This window comes from Emcibacter nanhaiensis (assembly GCF_006385175.1).
Taxonomy (GTDB): domain Bacteria; phylum Pseudomonadota; class Alphaproteobacteria; order Sphingomonadales; family Emcibacteraceae; genus Emcibacter; species Emcibacter nanhaiensis.
Map to the genome: position 1 here is coordinate 18,149 of NZ_VFIY01000009.1, position 19,352 is coordinate 37,500.

Sequence of the window (19,352 nt, forward strand, 5' to 3'; positions counted from 1 at the left end):
CGCTATTCACTTTCGTGTTTCCACTAAAATCTCTCTCAGCCAGTTTCCTTGCTTTTGCCAACTTCCTTGTGTTTTCGGGCAAATATCGAGTTTCCCTAGATCACAACGGACATGTTCGTTTGCACCCAGAGGTCGGCCGCCGCCGATCCGCCGAGATCGTAGAGGTTATAGGTGATGCCGCCCTCGGTCTGGGTGCCGAGCGAGGTGGCGCCGGCGGCGTTGACGGTGCTGGCGTTGTAACTGGTCACCTTGAGCACGTCGGTGTCGGATATCGCAACGATATCCTGATAGGTCACCGTCAGCGACTGGCTGGGGCTGACAAGCAAAATTTCTTCGATCCCCACCAAAGCGATGCCGGGCATCAACGTCGAAAGGTCTATTGCGCCAGACGACCCATTGATATTCAGCAGATCGGTTCCCGAACCGCCGTCGATACGGACGAGGCCGGCCTGACCAACCGTGCCGAGATTGCCGAGCGCGCCCTCATTCAGATAAAACCAGTCGTCGCCGCCGTTGCCGAGCATAACAGGGAAGCCGCTGCCATAATTGTAGTCGAATTTCTCGGAACGGTCCGTGCCGACCAAAAGGTCATGACTGCCAGTTCCGATTAACTTCTCATCCATGCCAGCGAAATTGCCCTGCGCATCGATCGCCGCATAGCTCACGCCGTTATTGCCAGCGCCGTCATTCCACATCCAGGAGACGACGACATCGCCATTGGGCTGCCCCGCGACATGCGCCGTGGTTTGCGAACCCGCCGGGCTTTGGACATCGGCCTGGACCTCGCTGCCCACCTTGTTGCCCAGGGAATCGAACCGCTGCACGAAGACATCGGTGCCGCTGCTGCCCGGCCCCTGCCAGCTCACCGCGAAGCCGCCATTGGGGAGCGCGGCGATATCGGGGTTTGTCTGCGTCCCGGAGATGGTGGTGTTGGCCGTGAAGGTCGCGATCGATTCCGTACCATCGGCGTTGAAAACCCGCACCTCGACGTCGCCGAGGGAGGAATTATACCAGGTGACGGCAAACCGCCCATCCGACAGATGCGCGATCCGCGCATTATATTCGCTGGCGCCGGTGGTGGCGACGGCGGTCTGACCGCCCACCATGGCGCCCGTATTGTCGAAACGCTGAAAATAGACATCGGAGCCGGTGTCCCAGACGGTGACGAAACCACCGCCGTCGAGCGCCGCCACCTCCGCACGCTGCTGCGTGCCGCTGGCCGGCGCCGCTAAGAACTCGCCGCCATTCTTGGTGCCGTCGGCGTTGAACCGCTGGCCATAGATATCGCTGCTCTTTTGCCAGACCACGACATAAGTCCCGTTGTCGAGCCCCGCGGCGGCCGGATTGGCGTCCGAATTAACCGTGGAACTGATCTGTAGGGCGCCGACTTTCGAATCGGCAGCGGAGATGGAGGTGTTATAGGCCTGCACGGCGACATTGTATGTCCCGCCATACAAGCTTACCCAGGTCGCCACATGGCCGCCGCCTGAAACCCCGGCGACCGCTCCGTTATATTCCGTTGCGGCGCTGTTCTCCTCGTAAGTGATACCTGTGAAGACGTTGCCGCCAACGTTATAAACAGTGGAATACGACTGATAATAGGGACTGCCGGTAGTTTTAACTATGACGAATCCGCCCCCCTCCAATGGCGCCAGTTCCTGATCGACAAATACAGCAGTGGAAGTGGGCAAACTCTGGAGGAGATGCTCCGCCTGGACCTTGATGGTGACGTTAGAGGTGTTGCTGGTGGCCGCCCCCTTGGTCGCGACAACGCTGGCCGAATGAGCTGTCGAGGAATAGGCCAGCGGGGCGATCGTATCGTCGGCCAGCGTCCAGGTGCCGTCGCCATTATTGGTGGCGATGTAGGGGGTGCCGTCAACCGTGACCGTAACCACGGCGTCGGGATCGTCGACCAAGCCGTGCAGGGCCGGGGACTGGTCTCCGGTTTCGATAGAGATCGCCCTGACGGTGATCGACGCCGGAGCGGCGCTGGTGACCGCGCCGAGCGAACCCGCCGCGCCCTGGTTACCGGCAAGGTCGGTCTGGCGCGCCTGCACCTCGCCCGCCGCATAGGAGCCGAGAGGCAGGGTGAAGGTGCCGCCGCTGCCGGCCGTCCAGGTGGTTCCGTTGTCGGTTGTATATTCCCAGCTCGCCCCACTCTCAAGCCCGGTCACGGTGACGATATTGTCGGTCAGCGACAGGCCGACGGCGGCGGGCGCCGTCTGGTCGATCTGCGCCCAGCCGAGATCCTCGCCGGCGACCGGCGAGCCGCTGACGATTTCGCGGATCTTCACATCGCCCGCCAGATAGGTTCCCTCGCTGAGGGTGAAGCTCGTCCCCGTGCCGGTGGTCCAGGTGGACCCGCCGTCCGTCGAATATTCCCACGACGTGGCGGTCGGTTCGAGCTTGTCGATATTGACGGTTCCGTCCTGGCTGATGAGGTCGGTGGCGGAGCCGCCCGTATCGTTCGCGAGGTACATGTAGAGCGTGCCGACGACCGATATCGCGCCCAGGTCCGTGGCAGTGCTCTGGTTGCCGGCAAGGTCGGTCTGGCGCACCTTGACGTCGCCCGCCGCATAGATGCCATTGTCAAGCGTGAAGCTCGATCCCGATCCCGTGGTCCAGGTGGTTCCGCCGTCGATCGTGTATTCCCAAATCGCATTGGCTTCGAGCCCGAAGACATTGATCCGGCCATCGGCCGTCTGGCCGTCGCCGACAACTCCGGTATCTTGCGCCCAGGCCATTGTCGGCGCTGAGGGGGTTGAGATGTCCACGGTCACCGCGCCGAGATTCTGGGGACTGCCGATGACGGCGCCGCCGCCGTCTTTTTCGCGCACCTGCACCACGCCGTCGGCATAGGTGCCCGCCGCCAGGACGAAGCTCGTGCCCGTGCCGACGGTCCAGCTCGCTCCGCTGTCGAGCGAATATTCCCAGGTGACGCCGGTGGTCAGGGTGATATTGACCGTGCCGTCGCTGGTGATGCCGTCCGTGCTCGACACGCCGGTGTCGTTGGCCAGCACGGCGAGGCTGGTGATGGTCCAGGTTCCGGACAGCGACCCCGCCGATCCGGTGTTGCCGGCGACGTCGGTCTGCCGCGCCTGCACGTTACCCGCATTGTAGACGCCGTTGTCGAGCACGAAGCTGGTTCCCGTGCCGGCGGTCCAGGTGGTGCCGCCGTCCACGGAGTATTCCCACGTCGCGCCGGCTTCGATGCCCGTGACGTCGATCTGGCCGTTGGAGGTTTCGAAGTCGCCCACCGCGCCGGTGTCGGTATTGATGGCAAGCGAGAGCGCCGCCGGATTGGCGGTATCGATCTCGACCGCGCCGAGACTGGCCTCGGCGCCCGTGTTGCCGGCGACATCGGTCTGCCTGACTTTGACGACCCCATCGGCGTAGGTTCCGCCGGCGAGCATAAAGCTCGTGCCGATCCCGCTGTTCCAGGTCGTTCCGCCGTTGGTCGTGTATTCCCAGGTCGCCCCGGCTTCGAGATTGCCGATATCGACCAGGCCGTTATTGGTGATCTTGTCGGAACTGGACGAGCCGGTGTCGGTGTTGAGACCGACGGTCAGCGCCGCCGGGTTGGTGGTGTCGATCTCCACCGCGCCGGATAGCGCGCCGACCGCGCCAAGATTGCCGGCGACATCCGTCTGGCGCAGCTTGATGTCGCCATCGGCATAGGTTCCCTCGGCGAGGGTGAAGCTCGTCCCCGTGCCGGCGTTCCAGGTGGTTCCGCCGTTCACGGAATATTCCCAGGTCGCCCCGGCTTCGAGACCGGTGACATCGACCTGACCGTCATTGGAGATGAGGTCGGAGCCCGAGGAACCCGCGTCATTGGCGAGCGCCGCCGACGGCGCCGCCGGGTTGGTCGTATCGACCTCCGCCGCGCCAAGATTGGCCGCGGCGCCGGTGTTGCCGGCGACATCGGTCTGGCGGACCTTGACGTCACCGTTGGCGTAAGTTCCCTCGGCGAGCGTGAAGCTGGTGCCCGTCCCGGCGTTCCAGGTGGTTCCGCCGTCGGTCGTGTATTCCCAGGTCGCCCCGGCTTCGAGGCCGGAAATGTTCACCTGGCCGTCGCTGGTGATGAGGTCGGAGCCCGACGAACCGGTGTCGTTGGCAAACGCCGGTGTCGGCGCCGCCGGGTTGGTAGTATCGACCGTCGCCGCGCCGAGATTGGTCTCGGCCCCGGTATTGCCCGCGACATCGGTCTGGCGCACCTTGACGTCGCCATTGGCGTAGACGCCTTCGGCGAGGGTGAAGCTGGTGCCCGTGCCCGCGTTCCAGGTGGTTCCGCCGTCGCTCGTATATTCCCAGGTCGCCCCGGCTTCGAGGCCGGAAATGTCCACCTGGCCGTCATTGGTGATGAGGTCCGAACTGGACGAGCCGGTATCGCTGGCGAAGGCCGCCGTCAGCGCCGCCGGGTTGGTGGTGTCGATCTCGACCGCGCCGGAAAGCGCGCCGACCGCGCCCAAATGGCCCGCAAGGTCGGTCTGACGGACCTTGATGTCGCCGTCGGCATATGTCCCTTCGGCAAGAGTGAAGCTCGTGCCCGCGCCATTGTTCCAGGTCGTGCCGCCGTCCACGGAATATTCCCAGGTCGCCCCCGCTTCGAGGCCGGTCACATTGACCGTTCCGTCATTGGAAATAAGGTCGGATCCCGACGAGCCGGCGTCGTTGGCCAGCGCCGCAGAGGGCGCGGCCGGATTCGTCGCATCGACCGTCGCCGCGCCGAAATTCGTCTCGGCGCCGGTGTTGCCGGCGACATCGGTCTGGCGCACCTTCACGTCGCCGCTGGCGTAGACGCCTTCGGCCAGGGTGAAGCTCGTGCCCGTCCCGGCGTTCCAAGTGGTGCCGCCGTCGCTCGTATATTCCCAGGTCGCCCCGGCTTCGAGGCCGGAGATGTCCACCTGGCCGTCGCTGGTGACCTGGTCCGAACTGGACGAGCCCGTGTCGTTGGTAAACGCCGCCGTCAGCGCCGCCGGGTTGGTCTGGTCGATGGTCACAGCACCCAGGCTGCCGGGATCGCCGACGACGAAGCCGCCGCTGTCCTTCTTGCGCACCTGCACGTCACCGTCGGCGTAAACGCCTTCGGTGAGGGTGAAGGTTGTGCCCGTCCCCACGTTCCAGGTGGTGCCGCCGTTAGTGGTGTATTCCCAGCTTTCGCCGGCGCCCAGGCTCACCACCACGTTAACGAGGCCGTCAGTGGTGATCCCGTCCGACGACGATGCACCGGTGTCGTTGTCGAGCTCCACTGAGATCAGCACCGTCAGCGCGCCCGAAAGCGACGCCGCGCTGCCCGTGTTGCCGGCCAGATCGATCTGGCGGGCCTGCACGTCGCCGTCGGCATAGGTTCCCGGATCGACCAGGAAGCTCGTTCCCGTCCCGGCGCTCCAGGTGGTGCCGGCGTCGGTGGAATATTCCCAGCTCGCCCCAGCTTCGAGGCCGGCCACGTCGATCTGGCCGTTCGATGTGATCCCATCGCCGGGCGTGCCGGTATCGGTGTTGAGGGCGAGCGAAAGCGCCCCGGGGTTGGTCATATCGACCGTCGCCGCGCCAAGGTTGGCCGCGGCGCCCAGATTGCCGGAAACGTCGGTTTGTCGCACCTGCACGTCGCCATTGGCGTAAGTACCCTCGGAGAGCGTGAAGCTGGTCCCGGTCCCGGCGTTCCAGGTGGTTCCGCCGTCGATGGTGTATTCCCAACTCGCCCCGGCTTCGAGGCCCGTGACATTGACCGTGCCCTCATTGGTGACGAGGTCGGAATTCGACGAGCCCGCGTCCGTGGCAAACGCCGCCGTCGGCGCCGCGGGATTGGTGGTGTCGATGGTCACCGCGCCGGAAAGCGCCCCGGCCGCGCCGAGATTGCCGGCGACGTCGGTCTGGCGAACCTTGATGTCGCCATCGGCGTAAACCCCTTCGGCGAGGGTGAAGCTGGTGCCGCTGCCGATGTTCCAGGTGGTTCCGCCATCGGTCGAATAATCCCAGCTCGCCCCGGATTCGAGACCGGTGACATCGACCTGGCCGTCATTGGTGACGAGGTCGGAGCCCGACGAGCCGGTGTCGTTGGCCAGCGCCGCCGAGGGCGCCGCCGGGTTCGTCACATCGACCGTCGCCGCGCCAAGGTTGGCCGCGGCACCCGTATTGCCGTTGACGTCGGTCTGCCGCGCCTGCACGTCGCCATCCGCGTAAACGGCTTCGGCGAGCGTGAAGCTCGTGCCCGTCCCAGCATTCCATGTGGTTCCGCCGTCGGTCGTATATTCCCAGGTCGCCCCGGCCTCGAGGCCGGAGATGTCCACCTGGCCGTCATTGGTGATGAGGTCCGAACCCGACGAGCCCGTGTCGTTGGCAAAGGCGATCGCCGGCGCCGAAGGCTCAACCGTCTCGATGTCGATGTTTCGTGTTCCCCCCACACTGACATTGCCGGCGGCGTCCTCCGCCGTGGCGTTGATCGTCGTCGATCCGTCAGGCGGAACCTCGCCGGACGCAAAGGTCACCGTCCATGCACCGCCTCCGTCGGCGGTCGTGGTCTGGACGCTCGTCCCCCAGGTCACGGTGATCGCGGCATTCGCTTCAGCCGTGCCCGATACGGCGACACCCGCCGCCTTCTCCGTGGAATTGACGATGTCGTCGCTCGCTACGGCGCTAATGACCGGCGCCGAGGGCGCCGCGGTGTCGACCTCGACGGACCGGGTCCCGGCGGAACCGGTGTTCCCGGCCGCGTCCGTGGCCGTCACGCTGATCGTCGTCGATCCGTCCGCCGGAATGTCGCCGGCAGCGAAAGACGCTGCCCATGCACCGCCCGCATCGGCGGTAACGGTCTTCACCGTACCATCCCAGTCAACATCAACGCTAGCCCCCGCTTCCGCGGCACCTGTGATAGTGACGCCCGCGGTCTTCTCCGCCGCGCTGACGCGATCGTCGTCGCTGACCATGTTGATCGTGGGCGCCGATGGTGCGACAGTGTCAATGTCGACGGTTCGTGTGCCGGCGTCTCCCGTATTGCCCGCCGCATCCGTGGCGATGGCGCTGATCTGGCTCGATCCGTCCGCCGGCACCTCTCCGGACGCGAATGTCGCAGTCCAGGCACCGCCACCATCGGCCGTGGTGGCGTGGCTCGTCTCGCCCCATGTCACTGTGACTACAGAGTTAGCCTCCGCAGTACCCGAAACGGTGACACCGGCCGTCTTCTCCGTAGCATTTACAATATCGTCTGTAGCGACCTCCGAGATCACGGGCGCGGTCGGCGCGCTGGTGTCGATGGTGACGGGCCGCGTGTCCGCTGTACTCTCATTGCCGGACGCGTCCGTCGCCACGGCGCTGACCGTCGAAGCGCCGTCGGCCGGAACCTCGCCGCTGTCGAATGCCGCGGACCAGGCGCCGCTGGCGTCGGTCGATACGGTCTTGGTTGTCGAACCCCAGGTCACTTCGACGCTGGCACCCACTTCCGCTGTACCCGTGACGGTCACGCCAGCCGCCGCTTCGGCGGATCCCACGAGATCGTCCCCGGCGACCGCATCGATCGCCGGCGTCGCGCCCGTTGTATCGACGACAACGTCACGAAGCGCTGCGGCGCTCGGTCCCAAACCGGAATCGGCCGTGGCGCTCACCTGTGTCGCCCCGTCGGCCGGAACTTCGCCCGAGGTGAAGGTGACGCTCCAACTACCATCGGTCGCAGCTGTCGTTGAATGCGTGACGCCGCCCCAGGTTACGTCCACGCTCGCCCCGGCCATCGCCGTACCGGATACGACGACGTCCGCAGCTTTTTCTGTGGTATTAACGACATCGTCACCGGAAATCACGCTGATAACCGGCATGGTCGGAAGCGAGGAGTCGACGGTCACTGCGACAGCCGCCTGCGGGCCGACATTTCCGGCAGGGTCGACAACCTCTGCCGTAACCGCATGACTTCCGTCAGCCGTCACGCCGGCGGCCTGAATCTGCCAATTTCCGCTGGCAGGAATTGTTACCTCCCCGATGAAAGAGCCGGCGTCGTAAAGCCGTAAGACGGCCCCCGCCTCACCCGTACCTGCAACCATGAAGTTGCCGGCAACAGCCGACGAGAAGTCGCTGGTAATCACCGGCGCATCCGGCGCCACCGTATCAACAATGACGCTCTTGGTTTCCTGGGCACCCCTGTTACCAATCGCGTCAATTGGAGTAACTCCAACCTGTGTCAGACCGTCCGCCGGAACTTCGGACGAATCGAATGTCAGCGACCAGACACCATCATTATCAACCGCAGCGGTTTTCGTCACTCCGCCCCAAGTCACTTCAACACTGGCACTGATGGCCGATCCAGACAAAGTCACGCCCGCCGCTTTTTCCTCAGCATTGACATAATTATCGCCGCCAATATCTGCAAGTGTCGGGAGCGTGGTATCAACAATAACCTCCCTCAAACCTGCAGCACTCTCATTACCTGCGATATCGGTTGACGTGGCGCTGATTTGCGTCACACCATCACCGGGTATTTCCGCCTCCGAGAAACTTACCGTCCACGCGCCAGCCGCATTTGCTGTCGCCAATTTCGTCAAACCACCCCAAACAACTGAAATGGTCGTATTCGCTTCTGCGGACCCTGTTACCTCGACCCCAGTAGATTTTTCCGAGAAGTTCACAATATTATCGCTTGCAACCGACGCAATCATCGGTGTCGAAGGTGCGACAGTGTCAACGTTCACCGAGTGTGTTCCCACCACACTGACATTCCCTGCTACATCTGTCGCCGTAGCACTTACCTCGCTTGCACCGTCAGTTGGAATCTCTGTGGCATCGAATCTGACGCTCCACGCACCAGCTGCGTCAGCGCTTACCGTATGCACAGTTCCGCCCCAATCGACGTCGATACTGGCACCAACCTCAGCCGTACCTGTAACGACAACACCTGCAGATTTTTCCGTGCCATTGACTCTGTCATCATCTGCCACAGTGTTTATAACCGGAGTTGTAGCAACATCATCAACAACGACATTCCTTGTCGCTACGGCACTGATATTTCCGACATTGTCAGTCGACGTCACCCGCACTTCCGTTACACCGCTGGCGGGAACTTCACCGGATAGAAATGCTACCGACCAGTCGCCTGCTCCATCCGCCGTTGTAGAATGTTCAACGCCGCCCCAGTTCACTGTGATCGTTGCATCTGCTTCCGTTGTTCCGGAAATCGTCACACCTGCAGATTTTTCAGCGCCATTTACAATATCATCAATTGCAACAACTGAAATAACCGGCAATGGCGGCGCAAGGGCATCAACGGTCACATTGATAGGTGTGGACCCACTGACGTTCCCGGCATTGTCAACGAGCTCTGCACTCAGTGAGTGTGCGCCGTCTGCCGTTACATCCGTTGCCTGAACCTGCCATATGCCCGATGGCGATACAGTCGCAGACCCGATGAGGGTCAACCCTTCATAGAGGTTTACTTTTGCCCCTGCTTCACCCGTACCAGCAACCATAAAGTTGCCGGCTACCGGTGAGCTGAAATCGCTCGTCACAACGGGTGCTGCCGGAGCGGCGGTATCCACATTGATATTTCGTGCGATAGTCGCGCTACGGTTTCCGGCCACATCGGTGGTCGTAGCCTGGATTTGAGAAATACCGTCGGCAGGGACTCCACCGGCCACAAATGTAACAGTCCATTGCCCTCCGGCATCAGCCGTAGCTGTGTGCGTTGTACCATTCCAGACGACTTCGACTGACGCCCCCGCCTCTGCTGTACCGGTTACGTTAACATCCCCTGCTTTCTCGGAAGCATTAACGATATCATCTGTAGCAACAGATGCAATTGCCGGTGCGCCTGGCGCCGTCTGGTCAACAGTGATCATTGCTGTCGACGCAGTCACCGGCCCGACCGCACCGACGCTATCAATCTGCCTCACTTGTATATCACCTGTCGCATAGCTTCCCGCATTCAGCGTGAAGCTCGATCCCGTCCCCAACAGCCAGGTTTCACCGCCGTCGACGGAATATTGCCACTTGGCATCCGTATCAATCCCGGAAACTTCCATTGTCCCATCGGAAGTCACGCCATCAGCACCCGAACTCCCTGTATCCTGCGTGAGAGCCAGGCCCAGACTACCCGGGGCAGGCTTGTTCCCGGGGACGCTTGTCAGCGGAGGGTTCGGATCACTGCCAAGAACATCTTTCAGGTCTTTCGTGCGCACCGATCCATCGGCAAACACCAATTGGTCATTTAGGGCTCCCCCACCTGCCGCAACCGTAACAGTTTCCGTATTACCCCCCACCGTACGTGTCAGTGTCAGCGTCGTTCCAGCAACAGTTTTTGTATAGTCGGCAAAATTTCCACTAAAATAGACAATATCAATACCACCACCCAACGCCGTGGCGTCAACCGTTGCCCCTGGATTGACATAAACTTTGTCGACACCCAAGCTCCCGATGGTCGTGAAGCTCATTCCTGGTTGCGAGGGGGCAAACTCAATACCCGAAGCATCCATGGCAGCTGCTTTGGTTTCCGCATCGAAGCTGCTCGGCAAGTTTGGAGATGCTGATGTTTCTGTTCCGGAATCGGGCACCGGTGCCGCACCCCCGGAAGCAAGATGAGTATAAAGGTCATAAGAGCTGACAGTACCGTCGGCAAAAACAAGGACATCACTTGCCGCAGATGATCCGGAACGGGTAACCGTAACGGTTTCAGTTTTACCGTCCACTTCCCTTTCCAGGGTCATACGTGTTCCCGAGCGAGACAATGTATAATCTGAGAACAGCCCAGAGAAATATATCCGATCGGCGCCAGCACCACTCGCCGTGAAATCAAATGAGATACCCGGGCGGACAAACACCGCGTCTACACCTGTGGAGCCGAGAAACTGGATCGACTGCCCTGATAATGTCAGTAGCCCATAATCCAGAGCAAATTCCTGGTAGTTTGATCCAGGAGACGACATGATGACATATTTTGATGTAATGGGCATAGCTCGCTCACTCCTAATATCTTTCGCCTGCACGCAATTGACGCCGGCAAATCAACTTAATTGTTCTTTTGCGCAGCGACATCAGCTTTGGATGTCGCTGCAGTATGGTTCTACGTTCAGAGTTCAATCACCCTGAAATCACGGCGGAATCCGTCACGCCTAGGGCGGTATTTAACGCTGACAAATTGTCATAGCCGTCCGTTGAGCCGGCAACCGTCACATCAAGCCAGCTTTGGCCGGAAATCCCGCCTGTTGCGCGTGCAAATTGCATTTGGCTTGGTGCAGACCCACTGTGGACGTAAAAATCAAGGGACAGATCATTTGCACTCGTACTGAGATCAGAAGCCTGATCATCGATGTAAATTCTGTCATCCGCTCCAAATTCACTTAAAGCGACCCAAAAGTCCGCATCAGCCTGAACACCGTCAAAGTCTGTTCCAGAGTTCGCCGGATCGGGATCGGCATCGACAAAAACAAGAGCGTAACTGCCTCCTGACAGGTCGTATGTCGCAGCAGCATTCGCGGCAAGCGTGTTGCCGACCCCACCTATGTCAAGAAAACTGTAACTTGCTGCAAGGGCATCCGTGTCGGTCATAATCTGCGACGCGGCAGCGGCAGAGAGCCCGCCGGATTGCGCGGATCCGGGAGTAACTGTTGTGAAATTCAACGCTGTCGGATCGCTTACCGCATCGGAAGACAACCCACTTGATGCTCCGGTAAAGGCGCCAGCATCAATCTCAATGTGATAATCGCTCCCAAGATCGAGATCAAACGTCGGATCTATAACGATAGTATTGCCGGAAATTGTCACCTGCGACGTATCACCAGCATCAATGGTAAATGTCCGCGTCACGGTTTCCCCGTGGAAGCCCGTCGCCGTGTCGTCAACAATTCGGATCATCTTTCCGGAAACCGCTGTCACATCCTCGCTTGCGGTCAACACAATATTGGAGTGGACATCCAGGTTAGTCACATTGTCGACGTTGCTGGTAAATGCGAGTTGGTCAATAACCTCCAATGAGAAAGTCTGCTCCGTCGTCAACCCACCACCATCGGTCGCGGTTACTGTAACATCGCCCGTTCCCACGCCCGAGGCTGTCCCCGAAATAACACCCGTTGCACTGTTGATGCTAAGGCCTGCCGGCAAACCACTCGCACTATAGGAAAGTGTATCTCCGGCATCCGGATCAGAAAAACTTCCACTAATATCGAATGAATAGGCTTTACCAGTAACAGCGCTATTGGCAGTAACTGCCGATGAAGTAGGAGCTTCATTGACATTTGTCACATTGACCGTAACATCCTGGCTATCGGTCAATGAACCATCACTTGCCGTCACAGTGATTGCATAGGAGTCTTGAGCTTCATAATCCGGTGACGCTACGAATGAAATTTCTCCCGTTGCACCGTCAATTGAAAATGCTGCCGCGTCCGTTCCCCCCAAACTATACGTCAAGCTACTGTTTGCAGCGAGAGGATCCGGATCCGTAGCAGACGCCGTATAGACAACACCCGTTGCGTTTTCTTCGAAGCTTGCAGTTTCACTGGCCTGTGCAAAGGCAGGCGCTTCATTGATCCGGTCCACGATATAAGTCTCGTTGGAACCGGAAGGAGTCGTTGACGCAAGTGAAAGTCCCACTTTGTCAACAATCGTGCTCCCACCGGCAATGCCGAGCGACAGGGCACCGTCTTGCGTGGCGCTCGTCAAATCGATCGTTACTGTAAAGACGTTTTCACTACCGGAAACCGGCGCCACAGCGGACACCGACGCCCCCGCCAGAGATGCGATAAAATCAGAAACTGCCGGTGTTGCACCAAGAGCTTCGCTGAAAGTTACCGTATAAGCGACACTGTCAACCGCCGTCAGACCGTCGCTACCAACCCCACTTGTCGTCCCGCGCTCCACCGAAACCAGTGTGGGAGCTGTCAATGTTCCATTGTCGACAACTGACTGTTCCGCGCTTCCTTTGAAAGGTGTACCGTCAGGTGCTTCACTGTCAAACTCGGCAGCACCATCTTTAAACAGGGTCTCCGCTGCAACCCCGGAACTATTGTCTGTATAGGAAACGTCACCGCTGCCGCTATCATAAGACAGTCCGGCAGCCAACACACCCAGACTGTCTCCAACAGGATCCTGACTGCCTCCAGTACGTTCAACATTCTCCGCACCTGCCAGAATTGCCAGTGCCTGACCATATGACTGGGCCACGTCGGACGCACTTGAGAAATCGGACTGGTCAACCGTTACTACATCCGAGGTAACGACATTATGATCGCCAAGAACGCCAAGCCTTGTTCCAACAGCAACGTTGACACCGTTTATCGTTCCCGCATCTGCAGTCGGCGTCGTTGTACCGGCCCCCATGATCAATGCAGCAAGTTCGGTTGCCGGTGTAATATTAAGGGTTACAGTGGCGCCCGCGGCTACATCGATCACATGTGCTGCACGTAAATCACCCGTCATTGTATAGGAAAGACCAGTGACTTCGCTGTTGTAATTGACCTCCCCGTCATTAACGTCCGTCGCAACAGCCAGAACCGTTCCCGTATAATCGCTTGCCAGCACGATTTCATAGTGCCCGTTGGAATCCACGTCGGAAGTTCCAAGTACGGCACCGTCCGCATCATAGAGCGTGACCGTAACACCGTCGTAAACCAGCCCTGCGGCAACCTTCCCCTGAACTACCGTTTCAGGAACGTCAATGATATTGATCACGATATCCTGACTTACGCTTGTTCCGGAATTGTCCTTCCCGACAAGAGTGATATTATAGGAAGTTTTCATTTCATAATCGGGGCTGGCCTTAAAAGTTACTTCACCCGTCGAGGGATCAACATTGAAAGCATCCGCATCTTCGCCTTCAAGACTGAAGGTAATGGAGCCCTTACCGCCTGACACTTCCGCTGTCAGTACAGACTCCGTTCCATTCTCCAGATACTCAATCGTAAGATTCCCATCGATAAACTCGAGTTTGTCGTCACTACCTCCAAAAACCTCGTCACCCCAGAGTGGGGCTGTAATCCCGAGAGCACCCACACCAAAAACAAGCGCCTCATGAGAAGAAAACCATCCCTCTTCTTCTGTCGCTGCTTCAGTGGCAGGATTGCCCTCATTGCTATCCACTTCAAGGTTATTCTCTGAACTTTCCAGATAAGCCACCTGAAAGGCACCGTCATCCGCCGGGACATCTTCAGCAACATCGGAAGTGACGTCATCGGTTTCGCTATCATCGGAACGTTTTTCTTCGTCGTCTTCCGTCTTCTCAGACCGTTCTTTCTCGTACTTTGAAATTCGCTCGGAAGTTTCTGACCTTTTATGAGTTTTCTCAGAAGAATTTCCCCTGGTTTCAGCTGATGGAGCGCCATTCATCACATCCATCCCCGCTGCTCTGCTCACATCGGTGTCCTTAGTTTCTTCCCTTTTTGAGACTTTAGAATAGGCCATAATGGTCTCCTGTTTATTGCGTCTAAATTGATCTATAGATTTATCGTTCAGATAATGATTCCGACATCGTCTTGACTATTGGCTTGGCTATATAAGAAAGAACCGTTCTCTCCCCCGTATTAATTTCAACAGTGCCGGTCATCCCGGGTTTAATATCAACGAGCTTCCCCTGCCTCTGGCTTTCCTGCCAGGCCAGGAGATCTGACTTGTCCACTTTCAACCATACTTGATAGAAAATTTGTTCCCCCGTCGGCGCTTTCTCGCTCAACGCGTCGGGACTGATATAGATGACTTCCGTCTTGAAACTGCCGTAAATGGAATAGTCATAGGCATCAACCTTGAAATAGGCAGGAAGACCGGCTCGAACTTTCGCCATGTCCGCAGGAGAAAGCTTCGCTTCGATAACCAAATCACTGTCTGTGGGAACCAACTCCAGAACGACATCACCGGGACGCAATTTTGCTCCGGGTGTTGTAAAATATATCCGGCGTACTACACCATCGGAGGAAGCCTTGATCTCCGTCCGGTTTAAAATTTCGTTCCGCTCCGCAAGGATCTGCTCCTCACTCGCGAGTTGCTCTTCAGCTTTTGTCATTTCAGCCTGGGAGTCAGCAAAATATTTATTCCTGCGATTGGAAACCGCCCCTTGAAGTTCCGCTTCCCTCTGTTGTAAGCGCAAAAGCTCGATCTTGCCGACATCACCATCCCGAACCAGCTTCTGACTGATCAATATTTCCTCTCGTACAAGCTCCAGGTTCCGGTTGAGTGCAGATATCTCTTCATCCAGTGCACGCAATCGGGCCTTATATAACTGTGTTTGATTTTCAACAAACTCTTCATAACGGGTGACCTCCGGAGGAAAAGCCAGCTCCCGGCCGAACACCTCGGCCCTCAATCTCACCAAATGCGCACGCAATGCTGCGACTTTGGCCAGACTATCTTCGACTGCGGCCTCAGCCTGCGTGCGATCAAGACGCACAAGGATTTGACCCTTTCGAACCTTATCCCCTTCAAATACAAGAAGTTTCTCTATCACGCCGTCATTTGCCGACTGGATCATCTGAGTACGGGAGCGGGCAATAACCTGCCCCTGGGCCCTTGATGTTTGTGCGATCTTGGACATGGATGCCCATCCGACTAAGGCAATGAGCCCCGCAAAAATCACAAGCAACAGCCAATATTCCCGCCCAAGTGCGGTGCTGTCGTTTTTCCGAGAAAGTGAGATGGAGGAACTCATTCCGCACCTCCCTGGGCTACGACATGTCGTTCACCCCCGTTTTCATCTTTCACGTCCTGATTTACAGGGCCAGTAGCGGCCTGATGATTCTGCTGCAATCGCGCGATGACCATATCCCGGGGACCATCCATTACAACGCCTGCAGACGTCACAACAATGATCCGTTGAACCAAGTTCAGCAGCGCTGGCTTGTGCGTCACCAGAACCAATGTATTTTCAGGAGAAATCATCTGGCGCAATGCCATAAGACAAGAGCGTTCCGAACCGTCGTCCATCGACGCAGTCGGTTCATCCAAAAGCCAAACCTCCGGATGGGACAGCAAGAGCCGGGTAAAGGCAATAAGCTGTTTTTGCCCTCTGGAAACACCATTGCCGCCCTCGGTAATCGTCAGGTCCAGCCCTTGAGGATGGGAAGAAATAAAAGGCATCAACCCGGTCGCCGTGGCGGCCGCAACAAGCTGCTCCTCGCTAATATCCGACATCCCAAGGAGCAGATTCTCACGCAAGGTTCCTGCAAAAAGTCTCACTTCCTGAGGAAGATAACCTACAACTTCACTAAGATGCGGTCTGGATATCTGCTGAATATCCAGTCGATCAAGAAGGACTCGTCCATCTTTGGGGGCATACACACCTGCCAACAGCTTCAGCAACGTTGACTTTCCGGCACCAATCGGGCCAAGCAGCGCCACCTTCTCTCCTGGCTTTATCTCAAGTTTATCAATGGAGAACGGCTGGCCACCCGCAGCATAAGTGAACCTGATACCCTCAAGTTCATATCCCCCGTGAAGCCGTTCTGGAACAAGCGGTTGGTTGCAAGTGTCGTTATCGTTGCGCAGGGCAAACACTTTTTCCAGGTTTTCCATCGCCATTCGCGCATGTGCCCATTGCACAATCAGACCGGGAAGCATGCCAATAGGGGTGAGGATGCGACCGGAAAGAATAGCGCATGCAATCAGTCCCCCCATGGTAATCGTTCCATCGGTAATGGCGATAAATGCCCCCGATGCAACAAGCAACGTATAGCTGAGCTGCTGCATCGAAGCTGACGCAAAACTCGCCAACTCCTGATACCGCCGAACTTTCAGATCATCCGAAATGGCGTCCTGGCTGAGAGAGCCCCATTTGATTTGCGCCAGCCAGCCGGCTCCCGTTGCCTTGATGACTTCAGCGCCTTCCACCGCTTCTACCAACAGGCCAAGTTTTCGGTTTGAAGAAGCTGTACCGGTACGCGTATGTTTGACAATTTGAGTTCTGGACAACATCCCGACAGCAACAGCCAAAACGACAAAACTCAAAATAATTCCCACCAAAACAGGGCCAGCCAGGAAGAACACAACACACAGGAACAGAAGCGCGAAGGGTATGTCAATCGCATATAGTGTTGCTGCGAAGTAGAATGTCCGAATGGTTTCGTAGCTTCGCAACTGGGCCGCAAGCGTCCCCACACTTGCAGGAAACTGATCAAGACGTATTGTAAGAAGCCGTTTGAATACACCGTGCGAAACTTCAGAATCCACATCCCGTATCGCCGCCTCCAAAATAGCGGACCTTGTTAGCTTTAGAACAAATTCCAGAAATATCGCAATGCCGACACCGATAGTGAGAACAATAAGAGTTGAATATCCCTGTGTCGGAATAACCCTGTCATATACCTGCATGGAATATAGTGATGTGCCGAGCGCCAGGAAACTGACCATTGATGCTGCAAGCGCGGAGAAGACAAAAACCCTGCGTCTTTCCCTGAGCGCCTGCTTGAACAACTTCTTGGCGGAAAAACTTCCGTTCGCACCAACCCCCGGATCAAAAATCCGGCAAAATTCTGCACCATCGGGAAATTCACTCACATACTCCCTGGACGAAACATCCTCTAGGCCCCACCCTCGCGTCGGAGAGAATTCAAAAACCAAGCTGATTTGCCCAGCCGGGGAGACCATAAGACAGGGAAGGTCGGTTTCCTGGAGGGACCTTGTCCAGGACCCCGCACGAACAGACAGTGCCCTGCCCAGCACATCAACCAGGCATTTCTGCAGTGCCACCCGATATGCCGGCTCACCTTGCTGTAGCAAATCCGGATATTCCCCTTTCAGCACAGCAAGTTCCCTACGTGACAACCTGCGCACATTCGGGAATATGCCACTTAACCGGTTATTTAACCAAGCCATTGTTTTTTCAGGAGAATATAACTCTTTATTCATGCCCCACTCCAAATCTCTCCAGATTCCCCGTCAAAATCTCCAGCCTGTATGTCGCCCCCACAAACTGAGCCTCAATGTCCGCAAGGGAAGTTTCAATTGCAGCCAGCTCCCTCGCCGCATTTATGACATCCAGCCAGCTTCGCTTTCCGGCAACGAATAATCTTGTGTAGGAGTCCAACACACCCCGACTGGCTTCCAGCGATTGCTGCAAAACTTCTTTCCTGCGGACAACCGCCTGAAAGTTTTCGCATTCGGATTGAAGCTGCGCTGAAATGTCACGCCGAGCTGCATTCATCGCTTCTTCCCCGGCTCGAACTCGCGCTTTTTGAGCGCGCACCCTCGAAAGAGTAGACAATCCTGCTCCCGGCACATATCTCAAGGCGACGAGGGCCCGGAAATCATCGCGGTCGTTTGTAGAAGAAAGATCTCCATGGCGATACTCTGCACGCGCCACCAAATTCGGCCAGGCCGACGCTGCACTACTGTCCACTTCGGCTCGAGCCGCAGCAGTTTCATATTTCAACCTCTGCAGACCGGGATGAAGCGCGAACGCCCGCTCTATCAAGACAGCACAGGACTCCACAGGCCTACCCTCAATCTCTTCTGAAACATCCACTGAGCCCAACGAGACGCCCTCAAGCTCAGAGAGATGGGCAAGAGCGCTTCGCTCCTGCGCCTCAATCGCCTGCAAATCGCTTTGCGCCTGCCTTACTCTCGTTGAAACAAGATCTTGATCACCTTGGGCGGAAACACCGGCATCAACCCGATGTCGGATCATATGGTCATACTCTGATAATCTGGAAATCCGCCGCTGAACCACGCGGATACGAGCCACAGATTGTTTCCAGAGCTGATAGGATTCAACAACCTTCAATGCAATATCCAGTTGACTCAATTCGATGCCTTTCTCCTGGGCACCTGCACGGGCAGTAGCCCCCCTGAGATCAGAGCTCAAACGTCCACCGGTCCACAAAGGCTGTTCCAGCGCCACCACAACATCCGTTCCGCCGGTATCCTGCTCTACTCCCACGGTAGGACTGGGATAGAACTGCCATTTAGCTTCAGCAACTTCAGCCTCAGCCCCCTCAAGCGTAGCTCGCGAAGACATTACCTGGGGATGCCGCTCAATAGCTCGTTCTATCAAGGCATCCAGCGTCAATCCGGAAACTCGCAACAACTTGTTTCCGGTTTCTACGGCAGCAACTTCAGCAAAAACGACATTGCACCCCAGCGACAGAAGAACCGCGACGGCAATCAGCGCATGCCTTCCACAAAACTCGGCCAATCCAAAACGCCTCCATCTAAACAAAAGATTTTTGGCTCGCCTCGCTTCAATCACTTCCCGCATAACTGTATTGACGCACAAAAACGCCTTCCTCGCCCATACTGCAAGCATGACAAGAGAACCCAACCGCCCCGTCCAGAAGGGCATTATTGGAATACGCAAAAATACATTTCTTTTTGAGAAACGTTCGCCCGCCACTGACACACCAGCCCAGCCCGAGTCCCCTCGGTGCCCACTAGCCGCAAGACTGCTTTTCGGCGGC

General features: G+C 57.6%; 5 protein-coding genes. All 5 read right to left on the reverse strand.

What is annotated here, in order from left to right; genetic code table 11:
- Positions 1-95: 95 nt before the first annotated feature.
- On the reverse strand, positions 96-10,928 hold the full coding sequence (locus tag FIV46_RS09475; RefSeq protein WP_139940688.1) for a beta strand repeat-containing protein: 10,833 nt from the start codon (positions 10,926-10,928) through the stop codon (positions 96-98).
- A gap of 127 nt (positions 10,929-11,055) precedes the next feature.
- Positions 11,056-14,373, reverse strand: coding sequence for a beta strand repeat-containing protein (locus tag FIV46_RS09480; protein ID WP_139940689.1), 3,318 nt, complete (start codon positions 14,371-14,373; stop codon positions 11,056-11,058).
- 40 nt (positions 14,374-14,413) lie between these two features.
- Positions 14,414-15,610, reverse strand: coding sequence for a beta-barrel domain-containing protein (locus tag FIV46_RS09485; RefSeq protein ID WP_139940690.1), 1,197 nt, complete (start codon positions 15,608-15,610; stop codon positions 14,414-14,416).
- Positions 15,607-17,805: an ATP-binding cassette domain-containing protein gene (locus FIV46_RS09490; protein WP_139940691.1), complete on the reverse strand. Its 2,199-nt coding sequence runs from the start codon at positions 17,803-17,805 to the stop codon at positions 15,607-15,609. The genes FIV46_RS09485 and FIV46_RS09490 overlap by 4 nt, the downstream gene beginning before the upstream one ends.
- Positions 17,798-19,288 (reverse strand): TolC family protein, encoded by a 1,491-nt coding sequence (locus FIV46_RS09495; protein WP_181163164.1) that lies wholly within the window; start codon positions 19,286-19,288, stop codon positions 17,798-17,800. Before FIV46_RS09495 ends, FIV46_RS09490 begins: the two co-directional genes overlap by 8 nt.
- Positions 19,289-19,352: the final 64 nt, after the last annotated feature.

What these genes read in the sequence shown, in the direction of transcription:
- FIV46_RS09475 (WP_139940688.1), bottom strand. Translation starts at nt 10,928, where the DNA reads ATGCCCATTACATCAAAATATGTCATCATGTCGTCTCCTGGATCAAAC.
- FIV46_RS09480 (WP_139940689.1), bottom strand. Translation starts at nt 14,373, where the DNA reads ATGGCCTATTCTAAAGTCTCAAAAAGGGAAGAAACTAAGGACACCGAT.
- FIV46_RS09485 (WP_139940690.1), bottom strand. Translation starts at nt 15,610, where the DNA reads ATGAGTTCCTCCATCTCACTTTCTCGGAAAAACGACAGCACCGCACTT.
- FIV46_RS09490 (WP_139940691.1), bottom strand. Translation starts at nt 17,805, where the DNA reads ATGAATAAAGAGTTATATTCTCCTGAAAAAACAATGGCTTGGTTAAAT.